General features: G+C 42.8%; 20 protein-coding genes and 1 pseudogene. 15 read left to right on the forward strand and 6 right to left on the reverse strand.

What is annotated here, in order from left to right; translation table 11 throughout:
• Window position 1: 1 nt before the first annotated feature.
• Together GQA99_RS06225 and gltB are read right to left on the reverse strand one after the other, a co-directional pair.
• Entirely contained in the window at window positions 2–1408 is a 1407-nt protein-coding gene (locus GQA99_RS06225) for an FAD-dependent oxidoreductase (protein ID WP_160053035.1), read from the reverse strand.
• A 2-nt stretch (window positions 1409–1410) separates the two neighbouring features.
• Window positions 1411–5859, reverse strand: coding sequence for a glutamate synthase large subunit (gene gltB / locus GQA99_RS06230; protein WP_160053036.1), 4449 nt, complete (start codon window positions 5857–5859; stop codon window positions 1411–1413).
• A 522-nt stretch (window positions 5860–6381) separates the two neighbouring features.
• Between gltB and mnmL the strand changes: the two genes are divergently transcribed.
• The 3 genes from mnmL (at window position 6382) to oxyR (ending at window position 9332) form a co-directional block, all read left to right on the forward strand.
• Window positions 6382–7347, forward strand: coding sequence for a tRNA modification radical SAM protein MnmL/YtqA (gene mnmL, locus GQA99_RS06235; RefSeq protein WP_160053037.1), 966 nt, complete (start codon window positions 6382–6384; stop codon window positions 7345–7347).
• Between the two features lie 230 nt (window positions 7348–7577).
• Window positions 7578–7943 carry an Hpt domain-containing protein gene (locus GQA99_RS06240; RefSeq protein ID WP_160053038.1) on the forward strand — a complete coding sequence of 122 codons (366 nt, stop codon included), beginning with the start codon at window positions 7578–7580 and terminating at the stop codon, window positions 7941–7943.
• Between the two features lie 465 nt (window positions 7944–8408).
• Window positions 8409–9332, forward strand: a complete 924-nt coding sequence (gene oxyR, locus GQA99_RS06245) for a hydrogen peroxide-inducible genes transcriptional activator OxyR (protein WP_160053039.1) — start codon at window positions 8409–8411, stop codon at window positions 9330–9332.
• A 5-nt stretch (window positions 9333–9337) separates the two neighbouring features.
• Here the strand turns inward: oxyR and GQA99_RS06250 are convergent, their stop codons facing one another.
• Together GQA99_RS06250 and mutH are read right to left on the reverse strand one after the other, a co-directional pair.
• On the reverse strand, window positions 9338–10360 hold the full coding sequence (locus GQA99_RS06250) for an adenylate/guanylate cyclase domain-containing protein (RefSeq protein ID WP_229785837.1): 1023 nt from the start codon (window positions 10358–10360) through the stop codon (window positions 9338–9340).
• 233 nt (window positions 10361–10593) lie between these two features.
• The gene (gene mutH / locus GQA99_RS06255; RefSeq protein ID WP_160053041.1) at window positions 10594–11262 is read right to left on the reverse strand and encodes a DNA mismatch repair endonuclease MutH; all 669 of its coding nucleotides are present in this window, start codon (window positions 11260–11262) and stop codon (window positions 10594–10596) included.
• A gap of 1052 nt (window positions 11263–12314) precedes the next feature.
• Here mutH and rppH point away from each other — a divergent pair.
• From rppH to GQA99_RS06270, 3 genes are all read left to right on the forward strand, one after another.
• Complete coding sequence (gene rppH, locus GQA99_RS06260; RefSeq protein ID WP_124017220.1) at window positions 12315–12833, forward strand: RNA pyrophosphohydrolase; 519 nt, start codon at window positions 12315–12317, stop codon at window positions 12831–12833.
• Window positions 12834–12857: 24 nt separating this feature from the next.
• Window positions 12858–15095: a phosphoenolpyruvate--protein phosphotransferase gene (ptsP, locus tag GQA99_RS06265; protein ID WP_160053042.1), complete on the forward strand. Its 2238-nt coding sequence runs from the start codon at window positions 12858–12860 to the stop codon at window positions 15093–15095.
• A 64-nt stretch (window positions 15096–15159) separates the two neighbouring features.
• Window positions 15160–15960 carry a sulfite exporter TauE/SafE family protein gene (locus tag GQA99_RS06270; protein ID WP_160053043.1) on the forward strand — a complete coding sequence of 267 codons (801 nt, stop codon included), beginning with the start codon at window positions 15160–15162 and terminating at the stop codon, window positions 15958–15960.
• Window positions 15961–16030: 70 nt separating this feature from the next.
• Here GQA99_RS06270 and GQA99_RS06275 read toward each other — a convergent pair whose 3' ends face one another.
• The gene (locus tag GQA99_RS06275; protein WP_160053044.1) at window positions 16031–16882 is read right to left on the reverse strand and encodes a thymidylate synthase; all 852 of its coding nucleotides are present in this window, start codon (window positions 16880–16882) and stop codon (window positions 16031–16033) included.
• 206 nt (window positions 16883–17088) lie between these two features.
• On the opposite strand from GQA99_RS06275, the pseudogene nhaA reads away from it, so the two are divergent.
• The 5 genes and pseudogenes from nhaA (at window position 17089) to GQA99_RS06300 (ending at window position 20425) form a co-directional block, all read left to right on the forward strand.
• Window positions 17089–18273 (forward strand): annotated as a pseudogene (gene nhaA, locus GQA99_RS06280) (Na+/H+ antiporter NhaA).
• Entirely contained in the window at window positions 18260–18646 is a 387-nt protein-coding gene (locus GQA99_RS06285) for a hypothetical protein (RefSeq protein ID WP_160053045.1), read from the forward strand. The pseudogene nhaA and the gene GQA99_RS06285 overlap by 14 nt, the downstream one beginning before the upstream one ends.
• Before the next feature lie 131 nt (window positions 18647–18777).
• On the forward strand, window positions 18778–19701 hold the full coding sequence (gene nhaR, locus GQA99_RS06290) for a transcriptional activator NhaR (RefSeq protein WP_160053046.1): 924 nt from the start codon (window positions 18778–18780) through the stop codon (window positions 19699–19701).
• Between the two features lie 15 nt (window positions 19702–19716).
• On the forward strand, window positions 19717–19965 hold the full coding sequence (locus GQA99_RS06295) for an FAD assembly factor SdhE (RefSeq protein ID WP_160053047.1): 249 nt from the start codon (window positions 19717–19719) through the stop codon (window positions 19963–19965).
• Complete coding sequence (locus tag GQA99_RS06300) at window positions 19946–20425, forward strand: protein YgfX (protein ID WP_160053048.1); 480 nt, start codon at window positions 19946–19948, stop codon at window positions 20423–20425. Before GQA99_RS06295 ends, GQA99_RS06300 begins: the two co-directional genes overlap by 20 nt.
• A gap of 138 nt (window positions 20426–20563) precedes the next feature.
• On the opposite strand, the gene nadB is transcribed toward GQA99_RS06300, so the two are convergent.
• On the reverse strand, window positions 20564–22180 hold the full coding sequence (gene nadB, locus GQA99_RS06305) for an L-aspartate oxidase (protein ID WP_160053049.1): 1617 nt from the start codon (window positions 22178–22180) through the stop codon (window positions 20564–20566).
• Between the two features lie 234 nt (window positions 22181–22414).
• Here nadB and rpoE point away from each other — a divergent pair, with 234 nt between their 5' ends.
• The 4 genes from rpoE to GQA99_RS06325 all read left to right on the forward strand — a co-directional run bounded on the left by rpoE (window position 22415) and on the right by GQA99_RS06325 (window position 25274).
• The gene (gene rpoE, locus GQA99_RS06310; RefSeq protein WP_160053050.1) at window positions 22415–22993 is read left to right on the forward strand and encodes an RNA polymerase sigma factor RpoE; all 579 of its coding nucleotides are present in this window, start codon (window positions 22415–22417) and stop codon (window positions 22991–22993) included.
• A 26-nt stretch (window positions 22994–23019) separates the two neighbouring features.
• Window positions 23020–23631 (forward strand): sigma-E factor negative regulatory protein, encoded by a 612-nt coding sequence (locus tag GQA99_RS06315; protein WP_160053051.1) that lies wholly within the window; start codon window positions 23020–23022, stop codon window positions 23629–23631.
• 40 nt (window positions 23632–23671) lie between these two features.
• On the forward strand, window positions 23672–24604 hold the full coding sequence (locus GQA99_RS06320; RefSeq protein WP_160053052.1) for a MucB/RseB C-terminal domain-containing protein: 933 nt from the start codon (window positions 23672–23674) through the stop codon (window positions 24602–24604).
• Between the two features lie 196 nt (window positions 24605–24800).
• Complete coding sequence (locus tag GQA99_RS06325; RefSeq protein WP_160053132.1) at window positions 24801–25274, forward strand: SoxR reducing system RseC family protein; 474 nt, start codon at window positions 24801–24803, stop codon at window positions 25272–25274.
• The last annotated feature ends 202 nt before the right edge of the window (window positions 25275–25476 follow it).

The raw sequence follows: 25476 nt of genomic DNA on the forward strand, positions 1-25476 counted from the left end.
GTTAATCTAAGTAGTTTAAAATTCCCATCGCGGCATCACGACCTTCTGCAATAGCGGTGACCACTAGGTCTGAGCCGCGCACCATATCACCACCAGCAAACACTTTCGGGTTAGTGGTTTGGAATGGGTTATCGTCAACTTTAGTGGCTTTTACCAGGCCCCATTCGTTGGTTTCGATACCAAAATCGCTAAACCAAGCAGCAGGGCTAGCCTGGAAACCAAAGGCGATAATCAGTGCATCGGTTTCGAGTACTTGCTCACTGCCAGCAATGATTTCAGCACGTTGACGGCCACTTGCATCTGCTTCACCCATTTGGGTTTCCACACATTCAATTCCAACCACTACGCCATTTTCGGCTTTAATGGCCACTGGTTGGCGATTAAATAAGAAGTTAACCCCTTCTTCGCGCGCATTTTGCACTTCACGGCGTGAGCCTGGCATGTTGGCTTCGTCACGACGGTATGCACAAGTCACGCTTTTAGCACCCTGTCGCACTGCTGTACGTACGCAATCCATGGCAGTGTCACCACCGCCTAGCACTACGACGTTTTTGCCTTCAAGGCTTAAATAGGGCGTTGATTGGTCTTGTGTCCCCATTAAGTGATGAGTGTTACCAATCAAGTAAGGTAGCGCCTGAATAACGCCTTGGGCATCTTCGTTGGGTAACTTGGCTTTCATGGCGGTGTAAGTTCCCATGCCAAGGAATACAGCATCGTATTCATCTAGCAGGCTTTGAAAGCTCACATCTTTACCTACGGTCACGCCCATTTTAAATTGAATACCCATGCCTTCAAGTACTGAGCGACGGGTTGCCATGACGGCTTTATCCAGTTTAAATGATGGAATACCGTAAGTTAACAAGCCACCAATTTGCGGGTATTTGTCATACACCACGGCTTGTACGCCATTACGGGCTAAAATATCCGCGCAACCTAAACCTGCTGGGCCGGCACCAACAATCGCAACCCGCTCTTTACGCGGGGTGACTTTGGTCATGTCTGGGCGCCAACCTTGAGCAATGGCGGTATCGGTAATGTATTTTTCAACATTACCAATGGTGACAGCACCAAAGTCGTCATTAAGCGTACAAGCACCTTCACACAAACGGTCTTGTGGGCATACCCGGCCACATATTTCTGGCAGGGTATTGGTTTCGTGAACCAGGTCTGCCGCTTCCATAATGCGACCTTGTTCAGCCAGTTTTAACCAGTTTGGAATGTAGTTGTGCAGCGGGCATTTCCATTCACAATAAGGGTTGCCACAGTCAAGACAACGATCGGCTTGCTCTTTAACTTCAGGCTGAGTAAACGGCTGATAAATTTCAATAAATTGCGTAGCACGTTTTTTGGCTTCATGTTTTACGGGGTCTGCACGACCCACTTCGATAAATTGAAAGTCATTGCTCATGATTATCCTGCCTTTACAACTAATTCCGGACTCTTCTGCTCAATTTTAAGCAGGTCAGCAACGGCAATATTCTTTGGTTTAACTAGTACGAAACAATCTAACCAGTTTTCAAAATCACTTAAAATTAAATTAGCGTGTTCACTGCCAGTTTCAGCAAAGTGAGTTTCGATTAGCCCTTTTAAGTGCTGCTGGTGGATGGTTGATTCAACTTTTTGAGTATCAACCATTTCAGTGTTAACGCGGCGGTTAAAGCGACCAAACTGGTCAAACACGTAAGCAAAGCCACCGGTCATACCGGCACCAAAGTTAACCCCTGTTTTACCAAGAATAACCACGATGCCACCAGTCATGTATTCACAACCGTTATCACCGACACCTTCAACGACGGCAATAGCACCCGAGTTACGCACGCCAAAACGTTCGCCAGCTTGGCCTGCAGCAAATAACTTACCGCCGGTTGCACCATACAAACAGGTGTTACCCATAATGGCACTGCGCTCACTTTGGAATGGGCTGCCAATCGGTGGGTGAATGACAATCTTGCCGCCAGACATGCCTTTGCCAACATAGTCGTTAGCATCGCCGCATAGCTTAAGTTCAAGACCTGGGCTGTTCCATACGCCAAAGCTCTGACCTGCACTACCAGTAAAACCTAGGCTAATTGGCTCTTTTGCCCCTTTTACACCAATTTTAGTGGCAATAAAGCCAGACAATGCTGCGCCAACTGAGCGGTCTGTATTGTTAATTGAGTACTGGTACGAGTATGACTCGCCCGCTTCAACTGCCGCTGAGCAGTCTGCCAATAGCGTTTGGTTTAACTGACCCACATCTGATGGAGGATTGATTTCTTTCCAGGTCAGAGCTGAGTTTGGTTTTACCGTTGGCTTATATAAAATGGGTGTTAAATCTAAACCACGCTGCTTATCGGTTTGGCCTTCAATGGCGTGTAACCAATCACTGCGCCCCACTAGGTCTTCAAACTTACTCACGCCTAACGCCGCCATCCATTCGCGCACTTCTTGAGCCACAAACTCAAAGTAAGTCATTACGCGTTCTGGTAAGCCGTGATAGTGGTTATCACGTAAGTTTTTATCTTGTGTTGCCACACCGGTTGCGCAGTTATTCAAATGACAAATACGTAAGTATTTACACCCTAGTGCGATCATTGGCACAGTCCCAAAACCAAAGCTTTCAGCGCCCAGTAAGGCAGCTTTAATCACATCTGTTCCGGTTTTTAAACCGCCATCTACTTGCAAGCGGATTTTATGGCGTAGGCCATTTTCAACTAGCGATTGATGCACTTCAGCTAAACCAAGCTCCCAAGGAGAGCCGGCATATTTAACAGAGGTAATTGGACTTGCACCTGTGCCGCCATCGTAACCAGAAATGGTGATCATATCGGCGTACGCTTTTGCCACACCGGTCGCAATGGTGCCAACACCGGGTTCTGAAACCAGTTTTACCGACACAAGGGCTTTTGGATTGATCTGTTTTAAATCGAAAATAAGCTGGGCTAAATCTTCAATTGAATAGATGTCGTGATGCGGCGGTGGTGAAATCAGGGTGACGCCAGGACGAGCATGACGCAGGCCTGCAATTTCGACACTGACTTTATGGCCTGGTAGCTGACCACCTTCACCTGGTTTTGCGCCCTGAGCGACTTTAATTTGCAGTACATCTGCGTTAACAAGGTAGTGCGCTGTTACACCAAAACGACCCGATGCAATTTGTTTAATGGCCGAGTTACGTTCGCTGTTAAAGCGCTTTGCATCTTCTCCACCTTCACCAGAATTTGAGCGGCCGCCTAAACGGTTCATTGCAACCGCTAGCGCCTCATGAGCTTCAGGGCTTAGTGCTCCGATACTCATTGCAGCACTGTCAAATCGTGGATATAAGGTTTCTGCGCCTTCTACTTTGTCAGTGTCGATAGCGTCTAGTTGACCTTTAATGCCAATAAGATCACGTAACGTTGCCACTGGGCGGTCATCGACCAGGCGAGCAAACTTTTTGTACTCAACATAATCTTGGTTTTTAAGTGATGATTGTAAAGTGTTTACAACATCTGGGTTAAAGGCATGGTATTCACCACCTTCAACATATTTGAGTAATCCACCTTGCGGTAATGGTACATGTGCTCGATAAGCCGCGGTATGGAGGATCTTTTGATCGCTTGCGATATGCTCAAAGCTCACGCCTTCGATACGGCTAATCACGCCTTTAAAGCATAACTCAATAACGTCGCTTGCCAGACCCACAGCTTCAAATTGTTGGCTACAACGGTATGAACCTACGGTACTGATGCCCATTTTTGACATGATTTTACGTAAGCCTTTTTCAATGCCGTAACGGAAGTTAAGCATTAATGGGGTAACGTCTTCTATCTGGTGTGATTTGGCCATTGCAGAAATTGACTCATACGCTAAGTATGGGTAGATTGCCGTCGCGCCAAAACCGAGTAATACGGCAAAGTGATGCGGGTCGCGCGCTGATGCGGTTTCAACAATAATGTTGGTGTCACAGCGCAAGCTCTTATCAACTAAACGAGTTTGCACCGCCCCTACAGCCATCGCAGCAGGGATCACCTGGGCATTTTGCGCAACAGCACGATCTGATAGCACTAATAACGTTGTCCCACTGCGTGCTAAGCGTTCAGCCTCATCGGTAATACGATGAATGGCTTGCTCTAAGCTTTCATGAGAGTCGTAGTTTAAGTCAACTGTATTAGCACGGTAGTTAGTGCTGTCTAAGCCGAGTAGTTGGTTAAAGTCACTGAATAATAAAATCGGTGAGTTAAACATTACTCGGTAAGCATTACCTGTGGTTTCGCTAAATAAGTTTTGTTCACGGCCCACACATGTGGCTAACGACATCACGTGTTTTTCACGTAATGGATCGATAGGCGGGTTAGTGACCTGAGCAAATTTTTGGCGGAAATAGTCATATAATGAACGTGACTTTTTCGACAATACTGCCATAGGCGTGTCATCGCCCATTGAACCGATGGCTTCTTCACCTTGACTTGCGAGCACCCAAATGACTTGCTCTAACTCTTCACGAGTAAAGCCAAATTGCTTTTGGTATTGCAGTAACGTTTTGTTATCAAAGCCGCTGGCACCTTGTTTGGTGGGCGCTATTTGTTCGGCTGGTATCAAGGTTTGGCTGTTTTTAGACATCCATTCTTTGTATGGATGGCGACGTTTTAAGTCATTATCGATTTCAAATGACTGGTATAAACGGCCATTTACTGTATCAAGCACCAGTAGTTCACCTGGACCGACACGGCCTTTTTCAATTACTTCATCAGCCGCATAATCCCAAATGCCGACTTCTGAGGCTAAGGTTAAAATCCGGTCTTTGGTGATCACATAACGCGAAGGGCGCAAACCATTACGGTCAACTGCACAAGCGGCATGACGACCGTTGGTCATTACAATACCCGCAGGGCCATCCCAGGGTTCCATGTGCATGGAGTTAAAGTCATAAAAGGCTTTAAGCTCGTCATCCATTTCCGGGTTTGATTGCCACGCAGGTGGAATAAGCAAACGCATGGCGCGGTATAAGTCCATACCACCCGATAACAGCATTTCGAGCATGTTATCTAGCGATGATGAATCTGAACCGGTTTCGTTCACAAACGGTGCGGCTTGTTGCAAATCGGGCAGCAGTGGTGAATTAAACTTGTAGGCACGCGCACGTGCCCATTGACGGTTACCCGTAATGGTATTGATTTCACCGTTGTGTGCTAAGTAGCGAAACGGTTGTGCTAATGGCCATTTTGGCGATGTATTGGTAGAAAAGCGCTGGTGAAACAAACAAATAGCACTTTTTAAGCGAATGTCGGCAAGGTCAGTGTAAAATGATGGCAGATCAGCTGGCATCATTAAGCCTTTATAGACAATCACCTGGCCAGATAAACTGGCTACATAAAAATCTTTGTCATCGGTAATTTGTTGTTCAAGACGACGGCGCGCCATGTATAGACGACGTTCAAGATCTTTTTCGCGCCATCCCACTGGCGCATTAATCAGAACTTGATAAATTTGTGGCAAACTTGCACGGCCAATCTCCCCCAGAACATCTGGATTAACCGGTACTTTACGCCAACCTGCAACACTCAGTGTTTCTCTTTGTAGTTCTTTTTCTAAAATAAATTTAGCTTCATCAGCACGTTGTTCGTCTTGGCTGAGAAACAGCATACCGACGGCAAACTTTCGGCTTAAGTGCCAATCGTTTTCTGCGGCGATAGCTTCAAAGAAACCCGTAGGCATTTGCATTAATAAACCACAGCCATCACCTGTGCGTCCGTCAGCTGCAATACCACCACGATGCTTCATTCGATCGAGACCATGAATTGCGGTACGCACGATGCGATGACTCGCGTCACCGTCCATTTGTGCGATTAAACCAAATCCGCAATTGTCACGCTCAAAACTGGGATGATACAAGCTCATACAAAAAACCCCCTAAACCTCTACTGGATACGACTCGGGGTAAATGTGAAACATTCCATAGATATGCACCCGAACCATTCAAATTAAACTGAGAATGCATAAAGGTCAAACCAAAAAAATGCAACAAACTGAAATATAATTACCAAAAAAAGCATGAAACCCAACAAGTTTACGTTAACGTCAACTGTGGTTTTGCTGCTATAACCTTATGAATAAAAACAATTTTAGAAATAATTCAAACAAATGATTACCTTTTGGCAACAATCAGTTAAAATTGTTTTTGAAATAAAAATAGTGAATTTTATTTCAAACACAGTTAATGGGTAAAAAATTATTCTAAATGAGTAACTATTCACTTTTAGTCATATCAATCAGCTTGCCACTGTTTTAAACGATTTTCCCTTCACCCTCTCAGTTTGCAGCATACTTGAGTTGATCAAACATTTTATTGATTTAGCACCAAGACAGACGTTTAACTGCTCCCTAAACTGACGCCCTTTTGGATATTATTAGGGACTTATTGTGGGCTTAGACGATTACGTTAATACTTTTGGCTCTTACTGCAAAAATCGCTATGGTGAGCGCATCAAAAAGCTGACCATAGACGCGCAATTTACCTGCCCAAATCGTGATGGCACCTTAGGCGTTGGCGGTTGTACTTTTTGTAATGTCGCCTCGTTTAATCGTCAGCAAGGTCTTGATCAACCGATATCTGTACAGCTTGCACAAGGCAAGTCACGAGCCCATTTACCCCTTAGCAATAATCAAAAAAATCGACCAGCCAAAGTTTCAAACGCAAAGTATATTGCTTATTTTCAGGCGTATACGAGTACATACGATGAGTTCAGCCAGTTAAAGCTCAAATATGACCAAGCCATAAAAGATAAGGATATTGTGGGGTTGCATATTGGTACTCGCCCAGATTGTGTGCCAGATGAAGTGATCGATTTACTGGTTGAGTATCAACAGCAAGGCCTAGATGTATGGTTAGAACTTGGATTGCAAACAAGTAATGTGCTAACGCTAAAACGGGTTAATCGTGGTCATCATTTAAATGAATACCGCAAAACAGTGCATTCAGCACGCTCACGCGGAATTAAAGTGTGCACGCACTTAATTTTGGGCCTGCCAGGCGAAACGACAATTGATTATTTTAACAGTCTGCAAACCGTATTAGGTATAGGTGTTGATGGCATTAAACTCCATCCGTTGCACATTGTCGAAGGCAGCATTATGGCTAAACAATGGCGTTATAAACCCATGTCATTATTATCTCTTGAAGACTATGCTTCTGCCGCCGCGACTCTGATTCGCCACACACCAGAACACATTATTTATCATCGTGTTACCGCTTATGCTAAAAAGCCGATGTTACTCGCGCCCGACTGGTGTGCTTATCGCTGGGATGGTTTGGTCGCAATTGTTGATGAGCTTCGGGAATACGGCGGACAGGGCAGTGCATTGACCGGGCAATACAAGATGGCCTAGTTCTTTCTTCTTGAGTGAGGGCTTTAGTATTTTTAATCATCTAATTGGATAAATTAGTATCAAAATGAGCTTTTTTTAAACATTGGTAATACCAGTGGAACAGTGGTGTTAATGGCTTGTTATTATTTTAAATAAAAATGCGGCAATCCATTTGCAAGTCTTGCATAGGGTATTTTACTCGGTATTATGTCTGTAATTTTATAGCGTTAGATTTTAATAGAGGTGCCTCGATGGCCACAATACAGTTAGACTCAATATTGGATCTCAATACCCTTGAGCAATATATCAGTGCCATTGGTGCTGGGACCTTATTAAAAAGCGTGGTGTTATTTGAGCAGTTAATGCCTGAGTATGTCAGTAGCTTAGTTAAAGCTGATGAAGCAAGCGACAAAGAAACCTTATGTGCAGAAGCGCACAAGTTTAAAGGTGCAGCTGGCTCTGTGGGTTTAAAACGCATTCAACAATTTGCCCAGCTATTACAGCATAGCGAAGAAGCTAACTGGGATGCGGAACATAAAACCTGGCTTGGCCAAATTGTTGAGCATGCCGCTAACGATTTACAACAACTTAAAGTGTACTTAGAAGCCAAAGCATAATCGTTTTCCATTCTTGTTACGCTAATTAAAAAAAGCCTCTATTAATGAGGCTTTTTTTATGGGTGTTTGTCACATTATACCAATTCCATTAATTATGTGACCAATCAGAGACACTCAGATTGTTCAGTTTGAGGCGCATTGTTGAAATAATGGATATTCCCTTCTAAGGCAATGCAACAAAGAAATGAACGGTCTGAGTGTCTCCTGCAAGGCGGGTTTCTGTGCCTTCTATGCTGCTTAATAGCATTTTGACGTACGACTGCATGGATGCAGGAGGTAGAGCAACGCAGGAGCAGTTGCCGAGAGCAACTATGCCTACAATTCTATTATTTGCCTAGAAGGCACAGAACTCCCGCTGAATGACCAGATAATTAATGGAATTGGTATTAATGCTGATGAGTCACTTGTTATTTCGCCTTATTTAATTCATTATTTGAATCAACATCGGTAATGGTAATCGTTAAAATGAAAAATCTTCCTAGCCTCAAGAATCTCTATTATTTAGTGCATCTTCACCAAGAGCAGAACTTTAATCGTGCAGCAAAAATGTGCTTTGTGAGTCAGTCGACCTTGTCTAGTGGTATCCAAAACCTTGAAGAACAACTCGGTTATCAATTGATCGAACGGGATCATAAATCATTTATGTTTACCGCAATTGGTGAAGAGGTTGTTGAACGTGCGCGAAATATTTTAACCAACGTTGATGATTTAGTGGAGTTGGTCAAAAACCAGGGTGAGCCAATGACGGGCGAGATCCGTTTAGGCTGTATTCCGACGATTGCGCCATTTTTACTGAGTCGTGTAGTGAAACTGTGCCAGCAAGATTATCCAAAGCTGAGTTTATTGTTAAAAGAAGACACCACAGAGCGTCTGCTTGATGCATTAGCTAAAGGGGAGCTTGATTTATTGATTTTGGCTTTGCCTGTAGACACCAATGGATTTCACAGTATGAAAGTGGGTATTGATCCATTTAAGATGGTGATGCATAAAGAGTTATCACAAGGTGTTCTTCAGCCAATTGATTATCAAAAAATGCCTGATGAAAGCATATTTTTACTGCAAGCAGAACACTGTATTACTGGCCATGCTATTACTGCTTGTCAGTTAGGTGACAGTGCTAAGGTCAATCCATTTGCCGCGACTAGTTTGCATACGTTAGTGCAGATGGTGAATAGTAAATTAGGCACCACTTTTTTACCGCAAATGGCTATCGATACCGGGATTTTACATGACACCGATCTGATTGCCATGGATCCACCGGGTGAAGCGCCTTACCGAGATATCGGTCTGGTATGGCGTCAAACAACCAGCCGTATTTCTACCTTTAGAACTTTAGGGTTAGCGATACAAAAAAAATTACTTGCGCAAGAATTACCAAGCAAAAAATAGACGCATTATGAGTCTGTCGATTTGATCGGGGCAACACCAAAGACTTCAATTGGGTGTTGCTTTCCTTTGAGAACAATAGGGCCTAAATCAGTTAATTGGTATTGGCTATTTTGCTGCTCAAGACGATGTACCACATCCCCAGATAACAGCATTCTTTGGCCTAATGGATTACATTGATCTTGCAGCCTGGCTAGTGTGTTGAGTACATCACTAAAGAAACTGATCTCTTGTTTATGTACCCCCACCACTGCCGCAACGACTTGGCCACAGTGCGCCGCTGCTTTAAATTTAGGCACAAACCCATATTGCTGCTCAAAATAGTGAGTTTGCCATTTGAGTTGCTGGCAAAACTCAAAATAAATGTTCATACAGCGATCATGCTTTATGCCTTGCTCTAAAGGCCAATGGATTAATACCGCATCGCCCATATAACGGTATATCTCTGCTTCATTGTCCGATACGGTATCGGCCAGCATGCTAAAGCTATCTTGAATTAAGCGACTGAAGCGGTAATCACCCAGAGTCTCGGCATGTGCAGTCGACGACACCATATCGATAAACAAGAAAAGTTGATGCTCATATCGAGGCTTATGGTATTTGCCTAATCCAATATTGAGTAGCACTTTGGGCCCCACCAAAAGCGCCATTTGTTCAATAAACGCTAAGCTGACCCGCACCACAACAAGGTAGACTACCAGGGCTTGGAACGATGGACTGTAAATAATATGAATGCTGAGCATTTGACGTAGAGTCACCATGTGGTTGTCAATCGCCCACATATTTAAAAACTGAGTGACATAAGCAAGCGTTGTGGCGCCGAGCAGTAAAAACAGGCCTTTAAAGACCACTGAAAACAAATAAGGCAGACGGCTGATTGCACTAAAGTCGGCGATTAAATTCGACATCCAATGCAGTCCACCAAAGATAAACCCCATAAATACCGCGAGTGTGGCGAGATCGGCATTGCTGATTGCCCAGTCTGGAAGTTGTGCAGATTGTGAATAACGAAAAAACACAAATGACGCCATTGCGACGCACCAGGCAAACACAGCGAATAATAATTTTTGAGTCTGGCGGCGTGCTTTCACTAGGAGATTACGTGTCCGAATGGCTGAGTTATAAGCGGAGTAGTTTATAGAATAACGGTTCGATTGGGATAGTTTATTTGTGATGTAGATCAAGAGATGTGCAGAAAAATGTGCCTTAGTGCAAACTTTTGTCCTAATGATGGAACTCAGACCACATTATGGTAGATGTCAATTTAGCCAAATGCATTATTTAAAATTTGCTGGGTAAACTCGATTTTCAAATAAAAACCTCGTGGGTTAGATAACTGTATGCTGCCATCTTCGGCAATGCTTTCCGTCAGGGTATGACTATTCGCCGCTTTAGGCCGCAGCTGTAACACCTCGCCATGGCGAGCAGTGATTTTATCGACTTTGCCTAATGCAATAAGCTCCATGATTTCTTCCCAATCTTGTTGCAGTTGTTGTGCTTGTAAAGCATTAGGTTGCCACAGTATTGGTGTACCGATACGCCTTTCGCCGACAGGAATACTACGCTCTCCTTCTACAGGCACCCACAATACATGCTGCAGCTTATGAAACACCACACTGTCTTGCCATGATAAGCCTTGAATATTGACCAATGGTGCGACGGTGACATAGGTGGTTTCTAGCGGTTTACCTTTACAATCAATTGGGATCGTTTTTAGCTCAACACCGAGATGAATAAAGTCTGGTTGAGGCTTTGAACCGGCTAATGCCCCCAATTCAGACTCGATCAACTGGCCAACCCAACCTTTATCGCGTCTGAGATTTTCGGGTACCGATATTTGGTTATCTGCGGCAATATCAGCAAGACGGATCCCCGCCAAATCATGCGCTCTTTGCATTAATTCATGAATGTCTTTTGGAGACGATTTGGCCATGAGTCAATCGGTACCTTTATATTGATGTCGATAATGAATGGGAGGGTGAGTCTATATCAGCAGCTCAACCCATTAATCGTAATGCTGTACTGCCTGTTCAAGCCGATAGGCATACAATGTTTCGATGCATATCGTTTATATTTTGCGCCAGATTTTAATCGAGTAAAAACAGCGTGCAGTATGCTAACAAGTATTGATTAATAATAACAAGTTTAGTGAATATTCATTTGCTGGTTAAAAAACGACCTTATTGGCAGGGTGTCATAAATAAAGATATAAAAATGAGTTAAGTAATTGTTTTAATTTGATTTTAATAGTCATATTTTCTAGTGTATTCGATTTGTCCCAAGTTACTCTCTATTTTCCCCTGTATTTCACACACAGTTATCCACAGATTTAATGGATAACTGTGGTTTTCGATGCCTTTAACTGATTAAAAAGACCAAGTCAACGCAATAAAATGGCTTTTTTAACAGTTTATTTTAAAAAAAGCCTTGTTATTTGTGTATAACTTACCGAGGGTTAAGTTAATTGGTGAACTTATTTGGGGCTGTGTGTTTTTTGTTCAAATTTGGCGATCGATCATTATTCTAAATATTTACTATTTTTAAGTTAATGTTTTAAAATGATTTAATGGTGAAATTTCCATGGTTGAGCGAAATTGATATCCGTTGGTTTTTACAGCGTAATTAAGGTTTACCAAAGTTTCGAACAGAGATATCCACAGATTTTGTGGATAATGTCGCAATGTGTTGACTGTAACTGTTGATAAAGTTTATTTGTTCACGATGTTATTCAATTATCCACAATGAAGGAGATTGCGGTCGCGGTATTGATAGTGTGATATGGGCGTGCGTGCGGGTATTAGTGCAAGCAAAAGTATGAGTCAATATTATCGAGAATTGAGACAGAGGCTTATTTATATGCAATTTCCTGATTTTAGGTTAATTAATCAGCATACTAAGGTGAATTGTGAGTAAATAGAGGTTTGCCGATAGGCATGCTTTGTGAAACAATCAAACGATATAAAATTTGTTAATTTTGGAGTCCATGTGATTGATAGCGACGGCTTTCGCGCAAATGTGGGCATCATTATCTGCAATAAATTTGGACAAGTAATGTGGGCTAGGCGTTTTGGCCAACATTCATGGCAGTTTCCACAAGGTGGGTTGGACGATGGTGAGTCGGCAGAAGAAGCCATGTATCGTGAACTCTATGAGGAAGTGGGACTGAGACCTGAGCATGTACAAATTTTAACATCCACTCGTTCTTGGTTACGTTACCGTTTACCTAAGCGTTTGGTGCGCCAGGAAAGCAAACCCGTTTGCATTGGCCAAAAGCAGAAATGGTTTTTACTACAATTAAAAGGTCACGATAATACCATTAACTTAAATTCTTCTGGTCACCCAGAGTTTGATGATTGGCGTTGGGTGAGTTATTGGTACCCTGTACGTCAGGTAGTGTCTTTTAAGCGCGATGTATATAGAAAGGTGATGAAAGAGTTCGCATCGACGACATTAGCGCTACAAACGCGCGAGTTTAGTAAGAAACGAAGCAAACAACGGAGTTAACTGATTTCATAGAGGATTGGAACCGTGTTAAATATGCTCAGGGATATCACCCAGGCCGTTGCAAGAGCAAACAGCCTGGAGAGTGCATTAAATATTTTGGTGTCGCAAACGCGTATAGCGATGGCGACACATTGCTGTTCTATTTATATCCTCGAGCAACAAAATCTGGTGTTATCGGCCACTGAAGGGCTTGAAAAGTCCGCTGTCGGCCGAGTCAGCATGCCTTTGTCTGAAGGATTAGTTGGCTTAGTTGCTCAACGTGAAGAAGCCGTAAATTTGGCTGATGCACGTATTCACCCGCGCTTTAAATTATTTCCTGAAGCTGTAGAAGAAGAATATCGAGCCTTTTTGGCGGTACCGATTATTTTTCAAAAGCTGGTTGTTGGCGTTATTGTGGTGCAGCAACCTGAAGCAAGACAGTTTAGCGAAAATGAAGAAGCATTTTTAATGACCTTGGCCGCGCAGCTTGCGGTTGTGATAAGAAGTCTTAAACATAAAGCCACTATTACCAATGTTCAGCATCAAGTTGTATTTAGTGGCGTAACGGCATCAAGCGGTATTGCGATTGCTCATGGTTTAGTGCTCGGTGGCACGATTTCATTAGAGCAGCCAGAATTACAGTGCGCCGACATCGACAGTGAATTACGCCGACTCAAACACGCTATGCAGCGCTGCAACGACATGTTGTCATCTATTTCACAGCGTTTTGAACGTGAAAAATCAGGTGATGTCGCCTCTATTTTTACCGCATTCCAGCTCCTGCTCGATGACTCGAGTTTAGGTGGCGAGTATACCCGAGAGGTTGCTCTTGGCTGGCAAGCCGAGTCGGCGGTCAGCCGTGTTTCTCTTCGTTACATTGAACAGTTTTTGGCGATGGAAGACCCGTACTTAAAAGAGCGGGCTAGCGATATTCGTGAACTGGGTCAAAAAGTCCTGCGGCAATTGATTGAACCTGGGCGTTTAGAGGTCGATCCTGATAAGCCGGTTATTTTAGTTGCTAAAGAGGTTGATGCGACATTACTTGCTGAGTTTCCAAGACAAAAGCTTGCAGGTATTGTAACTGAGCGTGGTGGGGTTAACGCCCATGCGGCTATATTAGCCCGCGCGCTTGGTGTCCCGGCAATTGTGGCGGCTGAAGGTATTCTGTCTACCGATATCGATCAAAAACTCTTAGTGCTTAATGCGACACGTGGTCAGTTACTCGTGTCGCCATCACCGGCTGTGATTGAAGAGTATCAATTACTGCTAGATGCCGATGTCGAAAAGCAAAAACAATTTTCAGCAGAGTTGAGTTTACCGTCAATAACAACAGACGGTCAGCGGATCCAGTTGTACCTTAACGCTGGCTTATTGAGCGGTATGGCATCTGAGGTGGCTGAAGGCGCCGATGGTATTGGTCTTTATCGCACCGAAATCCCGTTTATGTTGCATCAACGCTTTCCAAGTGAAAGCGAACAAATCAATGTTTATAAACAAGTGTTAAGTGCAGCAGGTGAGCGGCCTGTTGTTATGCGCACCTTAGATGTGGGCGGCGATAAGCCGTTACCATATTTTCCCATCAAAGAAGATAACCCCTTTTTAGGATGGCGTGGTATTCGTTTGTCGCTTGATCATCCTGAATTGTTTTTGGTGCAATTACGCGCCATGTTGCAGGCAGGTGGTAAAGGTAATCAGCTGCAAATCTTATTGCCTATGGTGAGTAACCTCGATGAGATCGATCAAACTTTGGCGTATCTTGAGCAGGCATTTACCGAACTAAACCACGAGCTCAACACGATTTTAGTCAGACCTAAAGTCGGCGTGATGCTTGAAGTGCCCGCGTTGTTATATCAATTACAAGATGTGGCTAAACGCGTCGATTTTGTGTCAGTGGGTAGCAACGATTTAACTCAATATCTGTTAGCCGTCGATCGTAATAACCCTAGCGTCAGCTCCTTGTTTGACAGTTATCATCCGGGGATATTACGTGCGCTAAAAATCGCCGTTGATGACTGTCAGCGTTATGATTTAGATGTGAGTGTTTGCGGTGAATTAGCAGGAGAACCTTATGGTGCCTTACTGTTAGTGGCGATGGGCTACCATAAGTTAAGTATGAACCAAGCCAGTTTAGCCAGAATTAACTATCTGCTTAGGCGTGTTTCACAACAAGATTTATCTGAACTACTCAAAACAGTATTGAGTCAATCTAATGGCCAACAAGTGCGAACATTATTAAGCCATTTTTTACAGCAACATGACCTCGCCGATTTGATTAATCCATAATTTGGATCAAATAAATTAGCCAATATGTAGCGTATTGTTTAGAAAGTAAGAATAAGGATGTCGTATGGATAGTATGCTACAGGTTTTTATTATTTGTCTGTTGCTTGGTTCAATTGTTGGTTTCCTGGCGGGGTTATTGGGCATTGGTGGCGGGCTCATTATTGTGCCTGCCTTACTGTATATTTTACCGTCAGTTGGCGTGAGCGTAGGGCAGTTAACTCATGTCGCGATTGCAACCTCATTGGCATCGATTATTTTAACGTCTATGTCATCAGCCACCGCTCATCATAAACGCGGTAATGTTCCCTGGGAATTATTCAAACCTATTATGCCTGGCATTGTGGTGGGGTCTTTGGCTTCTGCATTTGTCTCTGAGCAAATTTCATCTGAAGACTTGCAACAAACTTTTGCGATATTCGTCGTATTAATGGCGATTCAAATGGCATTTCCATTTAAGGTCAAAACCGGTGACAACATGCCGAAGTTTGTCGTGCTATTTGGCATATCTATTGTGATTGCGCTCATTGCAGGTTTAATGGGGATTGGTGGTGGAGTGTTGCTGGTGCCTTTCTTAAGTTATTGCGGATTACAAATGCGCCAAGCCGTTGGGTTTTCATCGGTAACGGGTATGTTTATCGCAATTTCAGGCACTATTGGTTATATCATTGCCGGCTTTGATGCGCCCAATTTGCCCGAAGGTGCATTTGGGTTTATTTATTTACCTGCACTATGCGGTATCATTATTAGTTCAATATTGTGTGCTCCTCTTGGAGTTAAAGCCGCTAGTTCTTGGCCTACGCCTGTATTGAAAAAAATCTTTGCCTGTCTGTTAGTTGTTGTTGGCTTAAAGCTACTACTGAGTTAACTCAATAGATAAGTGACGAGTAAAAAAATGCCCTTGTTAAGTGATAACAAGGGCATTTTTTTAGGGGTATTTAAACCGCGAAAGGATATTTGATTGCATCGTGATGTTCATAGTCTTCAACGCTAAAATCATCCAATGTTACCCAGGTTTCAATGTCGTTTAAGCTGGTGATTTTGGGATTGATTATTAACTTAGGTGAGGCAAATGGCTCGCGTGTTAATTGAATGTCACGCATCGGCGCCAGTTGATCTTCATAAATATGGGCGTTAACGATTTTATGGTATGCCTTACCGGCTTTGTGGCCGGTTATTTGTGCCATTAAGGCCAGTAACACATACACTTGAACCATATTGAAGTTTAAGCCAAGCGGAACATCACAACTGCGCTGAGTGCTGTTGAGGTACAAGGTGTCACCTAGAAGCGAAAAATGATGTTCGTACATACAAGGGCGTAAACAGCCCAGGTCAAAAGCGCCTGGATGATAAAAGGTTAATATTTCTCCTCGGTTATCAATGCCGTTGCTGAGGTCATCTACTATTTGTTGTAATAAATCGACATGGCCACCGGTTGGTTTTGGAAATGCACGCCCAAGTGCACCATATATGAGACCCATATCGTCATGACCTTTACGGTTTGGGTTATTAAGCCATGCTTGGTTCTCATTGGCGTTGGCATCCCATGTTTTGGTGCCTAACGCTCTAAAATCAGCAGCATTTTGATAACCACGTAAATACCCTAACACTTCAGCTATTGCCGATTTCCAAAAACTTTTACGTGTGGTGACGAGCGGGAATTGATTGTTGCCAACATCGTATACCAAATCGGCATTAATGACAGTTAGACACTTTTTGTTGGTTCGGGCATTATTGACCCATTCACCTTCATCTACGATACGTTTGCACAGATCTAAATACTGTTTCATATGTTGCAATCCCTTTTTTGCTTTTGGCGATTATACCTAATCAACGCAACCAAATCTTTATGCGCCAAAATTTTAATTTAAGCTTAAAAATAAAGAATAATGCCATCAACACCTCGGTAAAACCGAGTTAATTAGCAGAAAGAATCGATTATTATTGTTTGAGTTGATACTGTAGAGTCAATCTATTGTTCATAAAGGAGTGTTATATGGAACGTGCAATTAGAAACTTTGTCAGTCAAGAATCTGCCGGTGGTATTTTGTTGATGGTCGCAGTGGCCTTGGCAATGGTACTTGCTAATTCGCCGTTAGCGGATTTATATCAGGGCTTCTTGAGTACCGGAGTGCAATTGCGTGTAGGTGAGCTAGACATCAACAAGCCACTATTACTCTGGATTAACGATGGCTTAATGGCATTGTTCTTTTTACTCATTGGCCTTGAAGTTAAACGCGAACTGATAGAAGGTGCGCTTTCAAGTGTCGCTAAAGCTTCTTTACCGAGTTTTGCCGCGATTGGCGGTATGGTATTTCCTGCATTATTTTATTTGGCGTTTAATTATACCAATCCTGAAACCCAAGTGGGTTGGGCTATACCCGCGGCAACTGATATTGCCTTTGCATTAGGTATTATGGCGTTGTTAGGCAGTCGAGTGCCTGTTGCGTTAAAAGTGTTTTTATTGGCATTGGCAATCATTGATGATTTGGGCGTAATTGTGATTATTGCGCTGTTTTACAGCACCGATTTATCTATGATGAGTTTAATTATTGCTGCGGTTTCTATTGTATTGATGGTGGCGCTTAATCGCAGAGGTGTAAGTGCAATAACCCCCTATGCATTAATTGGTTTTGTGTTATGGGTGGCAGTGTTGAAGTCTGGCGTTCATGCGACATTAGCAGGCGTTATTATCGCATTTTGTATTCCATTACGTGATAAATCAGGCGCTTCGCCATAAGGGCGCTTAGAACATAAGCTTCACCCTTGGAGTACCTTCTTGATTTTACCGGTATTTGCATTTGCTAACGCTGGACTATCATTGACTAATATGTCTTTAGAATCATTTGCTGAACCGATTACGTTAGGGATTATGATGGGACTGATGTTAGGTAAACCAATCGGAGTATTACTATTTAGCTACGCGGCGGTAAAACTTAAATTAGCAGAGTTACCACCAGGGATTGGTTGGAACCAAATTATTCCCGTAGCAGTAATGTGTGGTATTGGCTTTACCATGTCAGTCTTTATTGCATCGTTAGCATTTGAACATTCACCAGCAGCTTATGGTGATTATGCAAGATTAGGCATTTTAACAGGATCGTTATTTGCAGCGCTGATTGGTTATTTTTGGTTAGCCAAAGTTCTGCCTAAGACAGGAGAAAACCATGAAACTATTTAAATTATCATTAGGACTATTACTGAGTGCATTTGTTATCCCAGCCTCTGCAAACTCGTTTGATGTGTGTTTAAAATCATCAGAGTCGGCCACGTGTCAGAGTTACCTGGAAGGCGTTGTCGATGGTGCGTTGATGTATCGCGACAATCAGGCAAAGAAACGTATAGATCCTAATAACTATGAATCGCGCGCACTAAAATACCGAGCAGGGAAACGCTATCAAACTGCCAATGTTAATTACTGCTCAAGCCACATATTGATTAAAGAAGAAGTGGTGTCAGCGTTAACTGAGCAAGTGTCATTGAATAACGTGAGTAATAGCGATGAGTTAGAAACCGTTATTACTAGTTTACTCGATTGTCCACGACCTAAGTAGCGACTATGCTATTTTAACGCAGCCTCAGGGCTGCGTTTTTGTATAAGTATTTACCGCTAAAAATACCAATGATTTGCCATCGTAGTTTTTTGCTATAGTAGAGTGATTAATTTTTTAGGTTTTTGAATGATATGCAGCATTTAAATTATAACCATCTGTATTATTTTTGGATGGTACAAAAAAAAGGCTCGGTGACTAAAGCGGCCGAAGCACTGTGTCTTGCGCCACAAACCATCACAGGCCAAATACGGGCATTAGAAGAGCGCCTTAAAGGGTCGTTGTTTAAACGTGTTGGGCGAAATTTGGTTGCCACAGAGTTAGGTGAATTGGTTTTTCGCTATGCCGATAAAATGTTTAGCTTGAGCTATGAAATGCTCGATTTACTCAATTACCAAAAAGACAACTCATTGTTATTTGAAGTGGGTATTGCAGATGCGTTATCTAAGGCATTAGTCAGCAGGGTGTTGTTAACCGTGATTCCTAACGATGGGTCGGTGCATTTAGCCTGTTATGAGTCCACTCATGAAAGTCTTATCGAGCGTCTACGCGAGCATAAGTTAGATATGATCCTATCGGATTGTGCCGGTGGTTCACTTAAGTACCCTGAAATTTTGTCGAAAAAATTAGGTGAGTGTGGCATTAGTTTTTTTGCTGCAGAAGCATCAACTCTGCCTTTTCCTGCTTGTCTTGAAGAGCGTAAATTACTTATTCCAGGTAAGCGCACTTCACTTGGGCAACAACTGCATCGTTGGTTTGCTGAAAAAAATCTAAACGTAAATATATTGGGTGAATTTGATGATGCCGAGATGATGAAAGCATTTGGGTATTTTAATCGAGGCATTTTTGTCGCACCGTCTATTTATCGTCATGATATACTGTCGCAAGGAATGGTTTTACTTGGTGAAACCAACGATATACAAGAAGAATATCATGTCATGTTTGCTGAACGCATGATCCAACACCCTGCAGTTAAATCATTATTAGCCACTGATTTTGGTGATTTGTTTGCAGGGTTAGACCTTCAAGTACAAAGTTTTGAACACCGTATTAGCTAGCATTAGGAGATTGCGTTGGAATTAATGAATATTGCTCGTGTACGCTGGGCATGCCGTCGTGGAATGTTAGAGTTAGATGTTTTGTTTCAGCCGTTTGTTGAAGCACATTATGAAGCATTGACCGATGCTGACAAGCAAACGTTTATCCGCTTACTGGAATGTGAAGACCCTGAATTATTTGCTTGGTTTATGGGTCATGAACAATGCCCTGACTCGCAACTCGCCGACATGATAGTGAAAGTTCGTGGACGAGCAGCGCCTTAACGCTTCTGCAACTTCTACCCGCTCTTTTAGCACTCATCAGCATCAATTTGCGTTGAGTGCTTCATTCTTATATCGATTCGCACTAGTGTGTTTTTTTGCTGTAATACTGTGCAGCTTTTTAGCTTGGCCAGCGTCTTCATCATCTTTATACCTATTGATACAATTGCTATTAGTGATGCTAACCTTAGGCTTACTGGTGTATTGCTGGCGTAAATCAAGCTTATGGCATTGCGTATTTAATGTCGATAAAACGGGTATTGCAGCTTTGTCGGATGCTGAATCTGAGGTTTGTCTAGTCGAATTTAGCCGTCACCCCATAGTCACTCCCATAGTGTGTGTTATCTTTTTGCGAGAGACTCAAACCGGTGAAAATAGATGGGTGTGGGTATGGCAAGATATGCTATCCGACACAGAGTATCGCACTCTGTGTCGGATATTGTTACAACGTAAACTGTCTTAATAATCCTTCGGGCAATGTCTGATGATCATTTTCTGCGTTATCGGCTTTTTATGTAACATCACTACACCTCAAAGTCTCTGCCTTGTAAAAATGGCCAATCATTTGCGGCAACATTAACCTTGGAAGTTTAACCACTCCTTAGCGCCCGGGTTGTAAAATAGTTGGTTTAGGATTATCAATTTGCTCAGGATAGTCGATGTTGTAGTGTAAACCTCGGCTTTCTTTACGATCCATGGCACAACGAATAATTAATTCTGCAACTTGCACTAAATTACGCAATTCGAGTAAGTTATTGCTAACTCTAAAGTTTGAGTAATATTCTTCAATTTCTTGTTGCAGCATCAAACACCGTCTAAGCGCGCGCTCTAGGCGTTTATCGGTTCGAACTATGCCGACATAATCCCACATAAAGAGACGTAACTCGTGCCAATTATGGGCAATGACAACTTCTTCATCAGAGTTGCTGACTTTACTCTCATCCCAAACAGGTAACGGGCAAGGCATAGCAATTTTATGCAGCTGACTTTCAATATCTTGAGAGGCAGCTCTGGCAAACACTAAGCATTCCAATAATGAATTGCTGGCTAAGCGGTTCGCGCCATGTAAGCCTGTATAAGCCACTTCACCAATAGCGTATAAACCGTTAATGTCGGTTTGACCGTGCAGATCTGTCATCACGCCACCACACGTGTAATGAGCGGCAGGGACTGCTGGAATAGGATCTTTAGTGATATCAATCCCAAGTTCAAGACAGCGCTGATAAATAGTTGGAAAGTGTTTAATAATAAAGTCAGCAGGCTTGTGGCTGATATCTAAATAGACACAATCAGCACCAAGGCGCTTCATTTCGTAGTCAATTGCCCGAGCCACAATATCACGAGGTGCGAGTTCTGCACGCTCGTCAAAGTCTGGCATAAAACGGCTGCCATCAGGGCGACGTAAATAAGCCCCTTCACCACGTAATGCTTCGGTAAGTAAAAAGTTTCGAGCGTTAGGGTGGAATAAACACGTTGGATGAAATTGATTAAATTCCATATTGGCAACACGACAGCCTGCGCGCCATGCCATGGCTATTCCATCACCACTGGCAATGTCTGGATTGGAAGTGTATTGATATACTTTTGAGCTGCCACCAGTCGCCAGTGCAACAAACTTTGCTTTGACGGTTTCGACATGCTCTTCATCTCGATTCCAGACATAAGCGCCAAGTACTCGGTTACCAGGACGGTTGAGTTTGCGCGTAGTAATTAGATCAATCGCGTTATAACGCTCCAGCACTGTAATATTGGGGTGTGCAAGGGCGCGCTCTTGTAATGTAGTCTGTACAGCTTTACCGGTAGCATCGGCTGAATGTAAAATACGGCGATGGCTGTGGCCGCCTTCACGAGTTAGGTGATATGGCATGGCTGCGGTGCTGTTTCCGGCGAGCGTTTCTTCTTTATCAAATGCGACGCCACAGCTAATGAGCCACTGCATGGCGCTTTTGGCGTTTTCTGCGGTATAGGTGACAACCGATTTATCACATAATCCTGCGCCAGCAATTAAAGTATCACTTACATGAGACTCAATGGTATCGCCTTCATCAAATACTGATGCAATTCCACCTTGGGCATACAAGGTCGAACCTTCAGACAAAGGACCTTTAGAAAGAAGAATTACTTTTGATTTTTCAGCTAGATGTAATGCTAAAGTCAGTCCTGCAGCGCCGCTGCCGATGACCAAAATATCAGATTGGTGTTCAACTGCTTGTTTCATCAGGTATCATGGTGTGGCCAAGTGGTTTGATTATAGTAAATCAAATTATCTAGACTGGGTACTTTTACAGCGCGTTTTATTGCGGTTTTGCTTAGTTATTTTATTTATATCTCAAAATAATTAACTTTTTTTAATTCAACATCGAACTTTTTTCATATCAGTGAGTCTACTTATATGAACAGGATTCGAGCGACTGAGAAATCAGTATTACAGATTTAGGAGTAGTCGGCTCGGATGAGTGGACAATATAGTGATCAACAATTAGTTGAACGAGTACAGCAAGGCGATAAAAACGCATTTAACCTGTTAGTGCTAAAGTATCAAAATAAAGTGATGAGTTTGATTTCTCGTTATATTCGCAATCAAGCGGATGTGCAAGATGTGACACAAGAAGCCTTTATTAAAGCATATAGAGCGTTAGCGAATTTTCGTGGTGAGAGTGCATTTTATACTTGGTTGTACCGTATTGCGGTAAACACCGCAAAGAATCATCTTACGTCACAAGGGCGCAGAGCACCTGCAAACGATGTTGATGTTGAAGATGCAGAATATTATGAAGGTAGTGATGCGTTAAAAGAGTTTGCATCACCTGAGCGTTTATTAATGAAAGATCAAATGAGTAAAGTGATCTTCGATACGCTTGATACCTTGCCTGAAGAATTAAAAATGGCGATATCGCTTAGAGAGTTAGACGGTATGAGTTACGAGGATATTGCCAATATTATGGATTGCCCAGTCGGAACTGTAAGGTCTCGTATCTTCAGAGCCCGCGAAGCAATCGACAAACAGCTCCAGCCTTTGCTGGAAAAGTAACTGCCTTAACGTTAAATAGGTGAAAAATGCTTAAATCAAGTCAAGAATGGGTATCTGCAGCAGTTGATGGTGAAACCGATGAAAACTCATTGGCACAACTTTCTGCTGACGTTGATTCACATGCACAATGGCAACGTTATCACATGATAGGTGATACGATGCGCGGTGAATTGCCCGCGGCCATTGACTTAGACCTTTCTGCTAGCATCATGGCGGCAATTGAGCTTGAACCGACAATTATAGCCCCAAAAGCGCAGCTCAAAGAGTCGACAGAGCAAGTTGCTTCACGTCCTACTAAGACCAGTAATGTGGTGCCATTTTTCAAACAATTTGGCCAATATGCTATCGCTGCAACTGTGGCTATGGTCGCGATTGTGGGTGTGCAGTCTTACAATCAAAGTAATGATGCTGAGTCGCCATTACCGGTACTCACCACGCGTCCTTTAGTGGGTACAGTGTCGCCTGTGAGTTATCAAACTGGCGCGGTACAAAATCAGCAGAACTATTCAAACGATCAAGTGATTGAACAGCGTCGTCGTATTAATGCCTATATTCAAGACCATATGTTGCAACAACGCTTGAATCCTGGTGTAGTTATCGACGAGAATAACAATCAAGATGCTGCGGTTAAGCCTTAATCCGTAGCGAAACCTTGCCTTATCATTCTTAGGAGTTAGCTTGCGTCTTATCCTGCTAGCACTGTTAGTTTTTACCTTTTCAACACACGCTGAAGAAGATTTATCTGCAAAGGCTTGGCTTAAAAATATGAGCCAAGCCCTACGAGATAAGCAATTCAAAGTTTCTATTATTCAACTTCAAGCCGATCATATACGCCCGTTAGTTTACCTACACGGCATTGTAGATAATCAAGAGGTTGCCTTACTTGAGTACCTTAATGGCCCGCCTAAAAATGCTGTTCGAGTAGGTAATCGCGTTACGTTTATTGAGCATGATCAACCCGCTTACAGTGTTAGCGCCCCGCGAATTCAAGGGGTTTGGCCTGCTGCATTAGCTGGTGATATAAGCCAACTTGAAAAAGGTTACCAATTTGTCATTGGTGGTCGTAGCCGTATTGCTGGCCGCCCTGGACAAATGATCCGTTTGTTGGCTAATGATGAAAACCGTTATGATGCGCAAGTCTGGGTCGACATGGACACTTATTTGCCCCTTCGGTTTGATACGCTAAACAAAGAAAAACAACTGCTTGAGCAAACGATGGTGGTTGAGTTAATTGAGCTATCTGAGCCTGCTAATATTTTAATTGAAGCTGCTAAACAAGAGTGGCCCGCGGTAATTAATCAAGCTGAACGTACTGACGGAAAAAATTGGCAGTTTACATGGTTACCACAAGGCTTTGATGTGGTTGTACGTGATCATCACCGCCTAATAGGAATACATGAGCCTGTTGAATATATAGCGTTAACCGACGGTTTAGCGAATATCTCTGTTTATGTTGCTCGCTCTGGTGAAAACCCGATGCCAAATGAATTACTGACTCGTAATGGCTTATCTATGGTCGTTGTTAAAGTGGGGACGCTTGAAGTGGTCGCCATTGGTAAAGTTCCTTCTGAAACGTTAGACAAAATAGCCAACAGTTTGGTACTAAAGTAATCTGCCTCAAGGTTAAAGCATGATGGTTAACATGATGCTTTAACTTATTATGTATTTTTTACTTCTTTTTTGTCTACCAGATACCGAGTTCAGGGGACTCAAAGGCACTACGGTGTTATTTCACTTTGTGTTAATATTGAATTATGTCATGTAATAGGTTTTATTTATGAGCCAATCAACAGCGTCACAATCATCAATGATGGAAGAAATTGCCCGTGTGGTTGATTATCAACATGGCTGGGCAACCGTCGAAGTTGAATTAAAAAGCGCCTGTAACCATTGTGCGAGTAGCGAAAACTGCGGAACCTCAACCATCGCCAAAGCATTTTCAGTTAAAACTCAGCGTTTTTCATTACCGACGGATAAACCTTGCCGTGAAGGCGACTTACTGAAAGTTGGCCTACCTGAGAGTGTGATTATTAAAGCTGCTACATTAGTGTATTTATTGCCTTTACTCGGTTTGTTTGTGTTTGCGACATTTGGCCATTTATTTGCTACTGGGCTCGATTTAAACACAAACGCATTTGCGATGTTTTTTGCCTTCATTGGCGCAGTCATTGCCTGGTATTTTGGCAAACGTTTAGCCAGTAAAATAGAAATGGATGCATCGCCAGTGATCATTGCCTATTTAGGGCAAGAAGTCGGTGTTATTCGGGCTCATCAAGCCTAAATTAGTCATAATTTGGTAAGTTAATACTTAGTTACTGCTTTAACAGACCCCATTCGCACTATAATTATCCCCATAAACATCGCATTTTAAGCCTTCTTAGGGGCAAAATAGAGACTATTACTGAATCTGATTGGTATTGCCCCCCTAATCAGGTACAATTTGCCACCTTAATTTTAATCAAATTTAGTAGTAGTCATTGCAG

The sequence above is a fragment of the Shewanella litoralis genome (assembly GCF_009828585.1).
In the GTDB taxonomy this organism is placed as follows: Bacteria; Pseudomonadota; Gammaproteobacteria; order Enterobacterales; family Shewanellaceae; genus Shewanella; species Shewanella litoralis.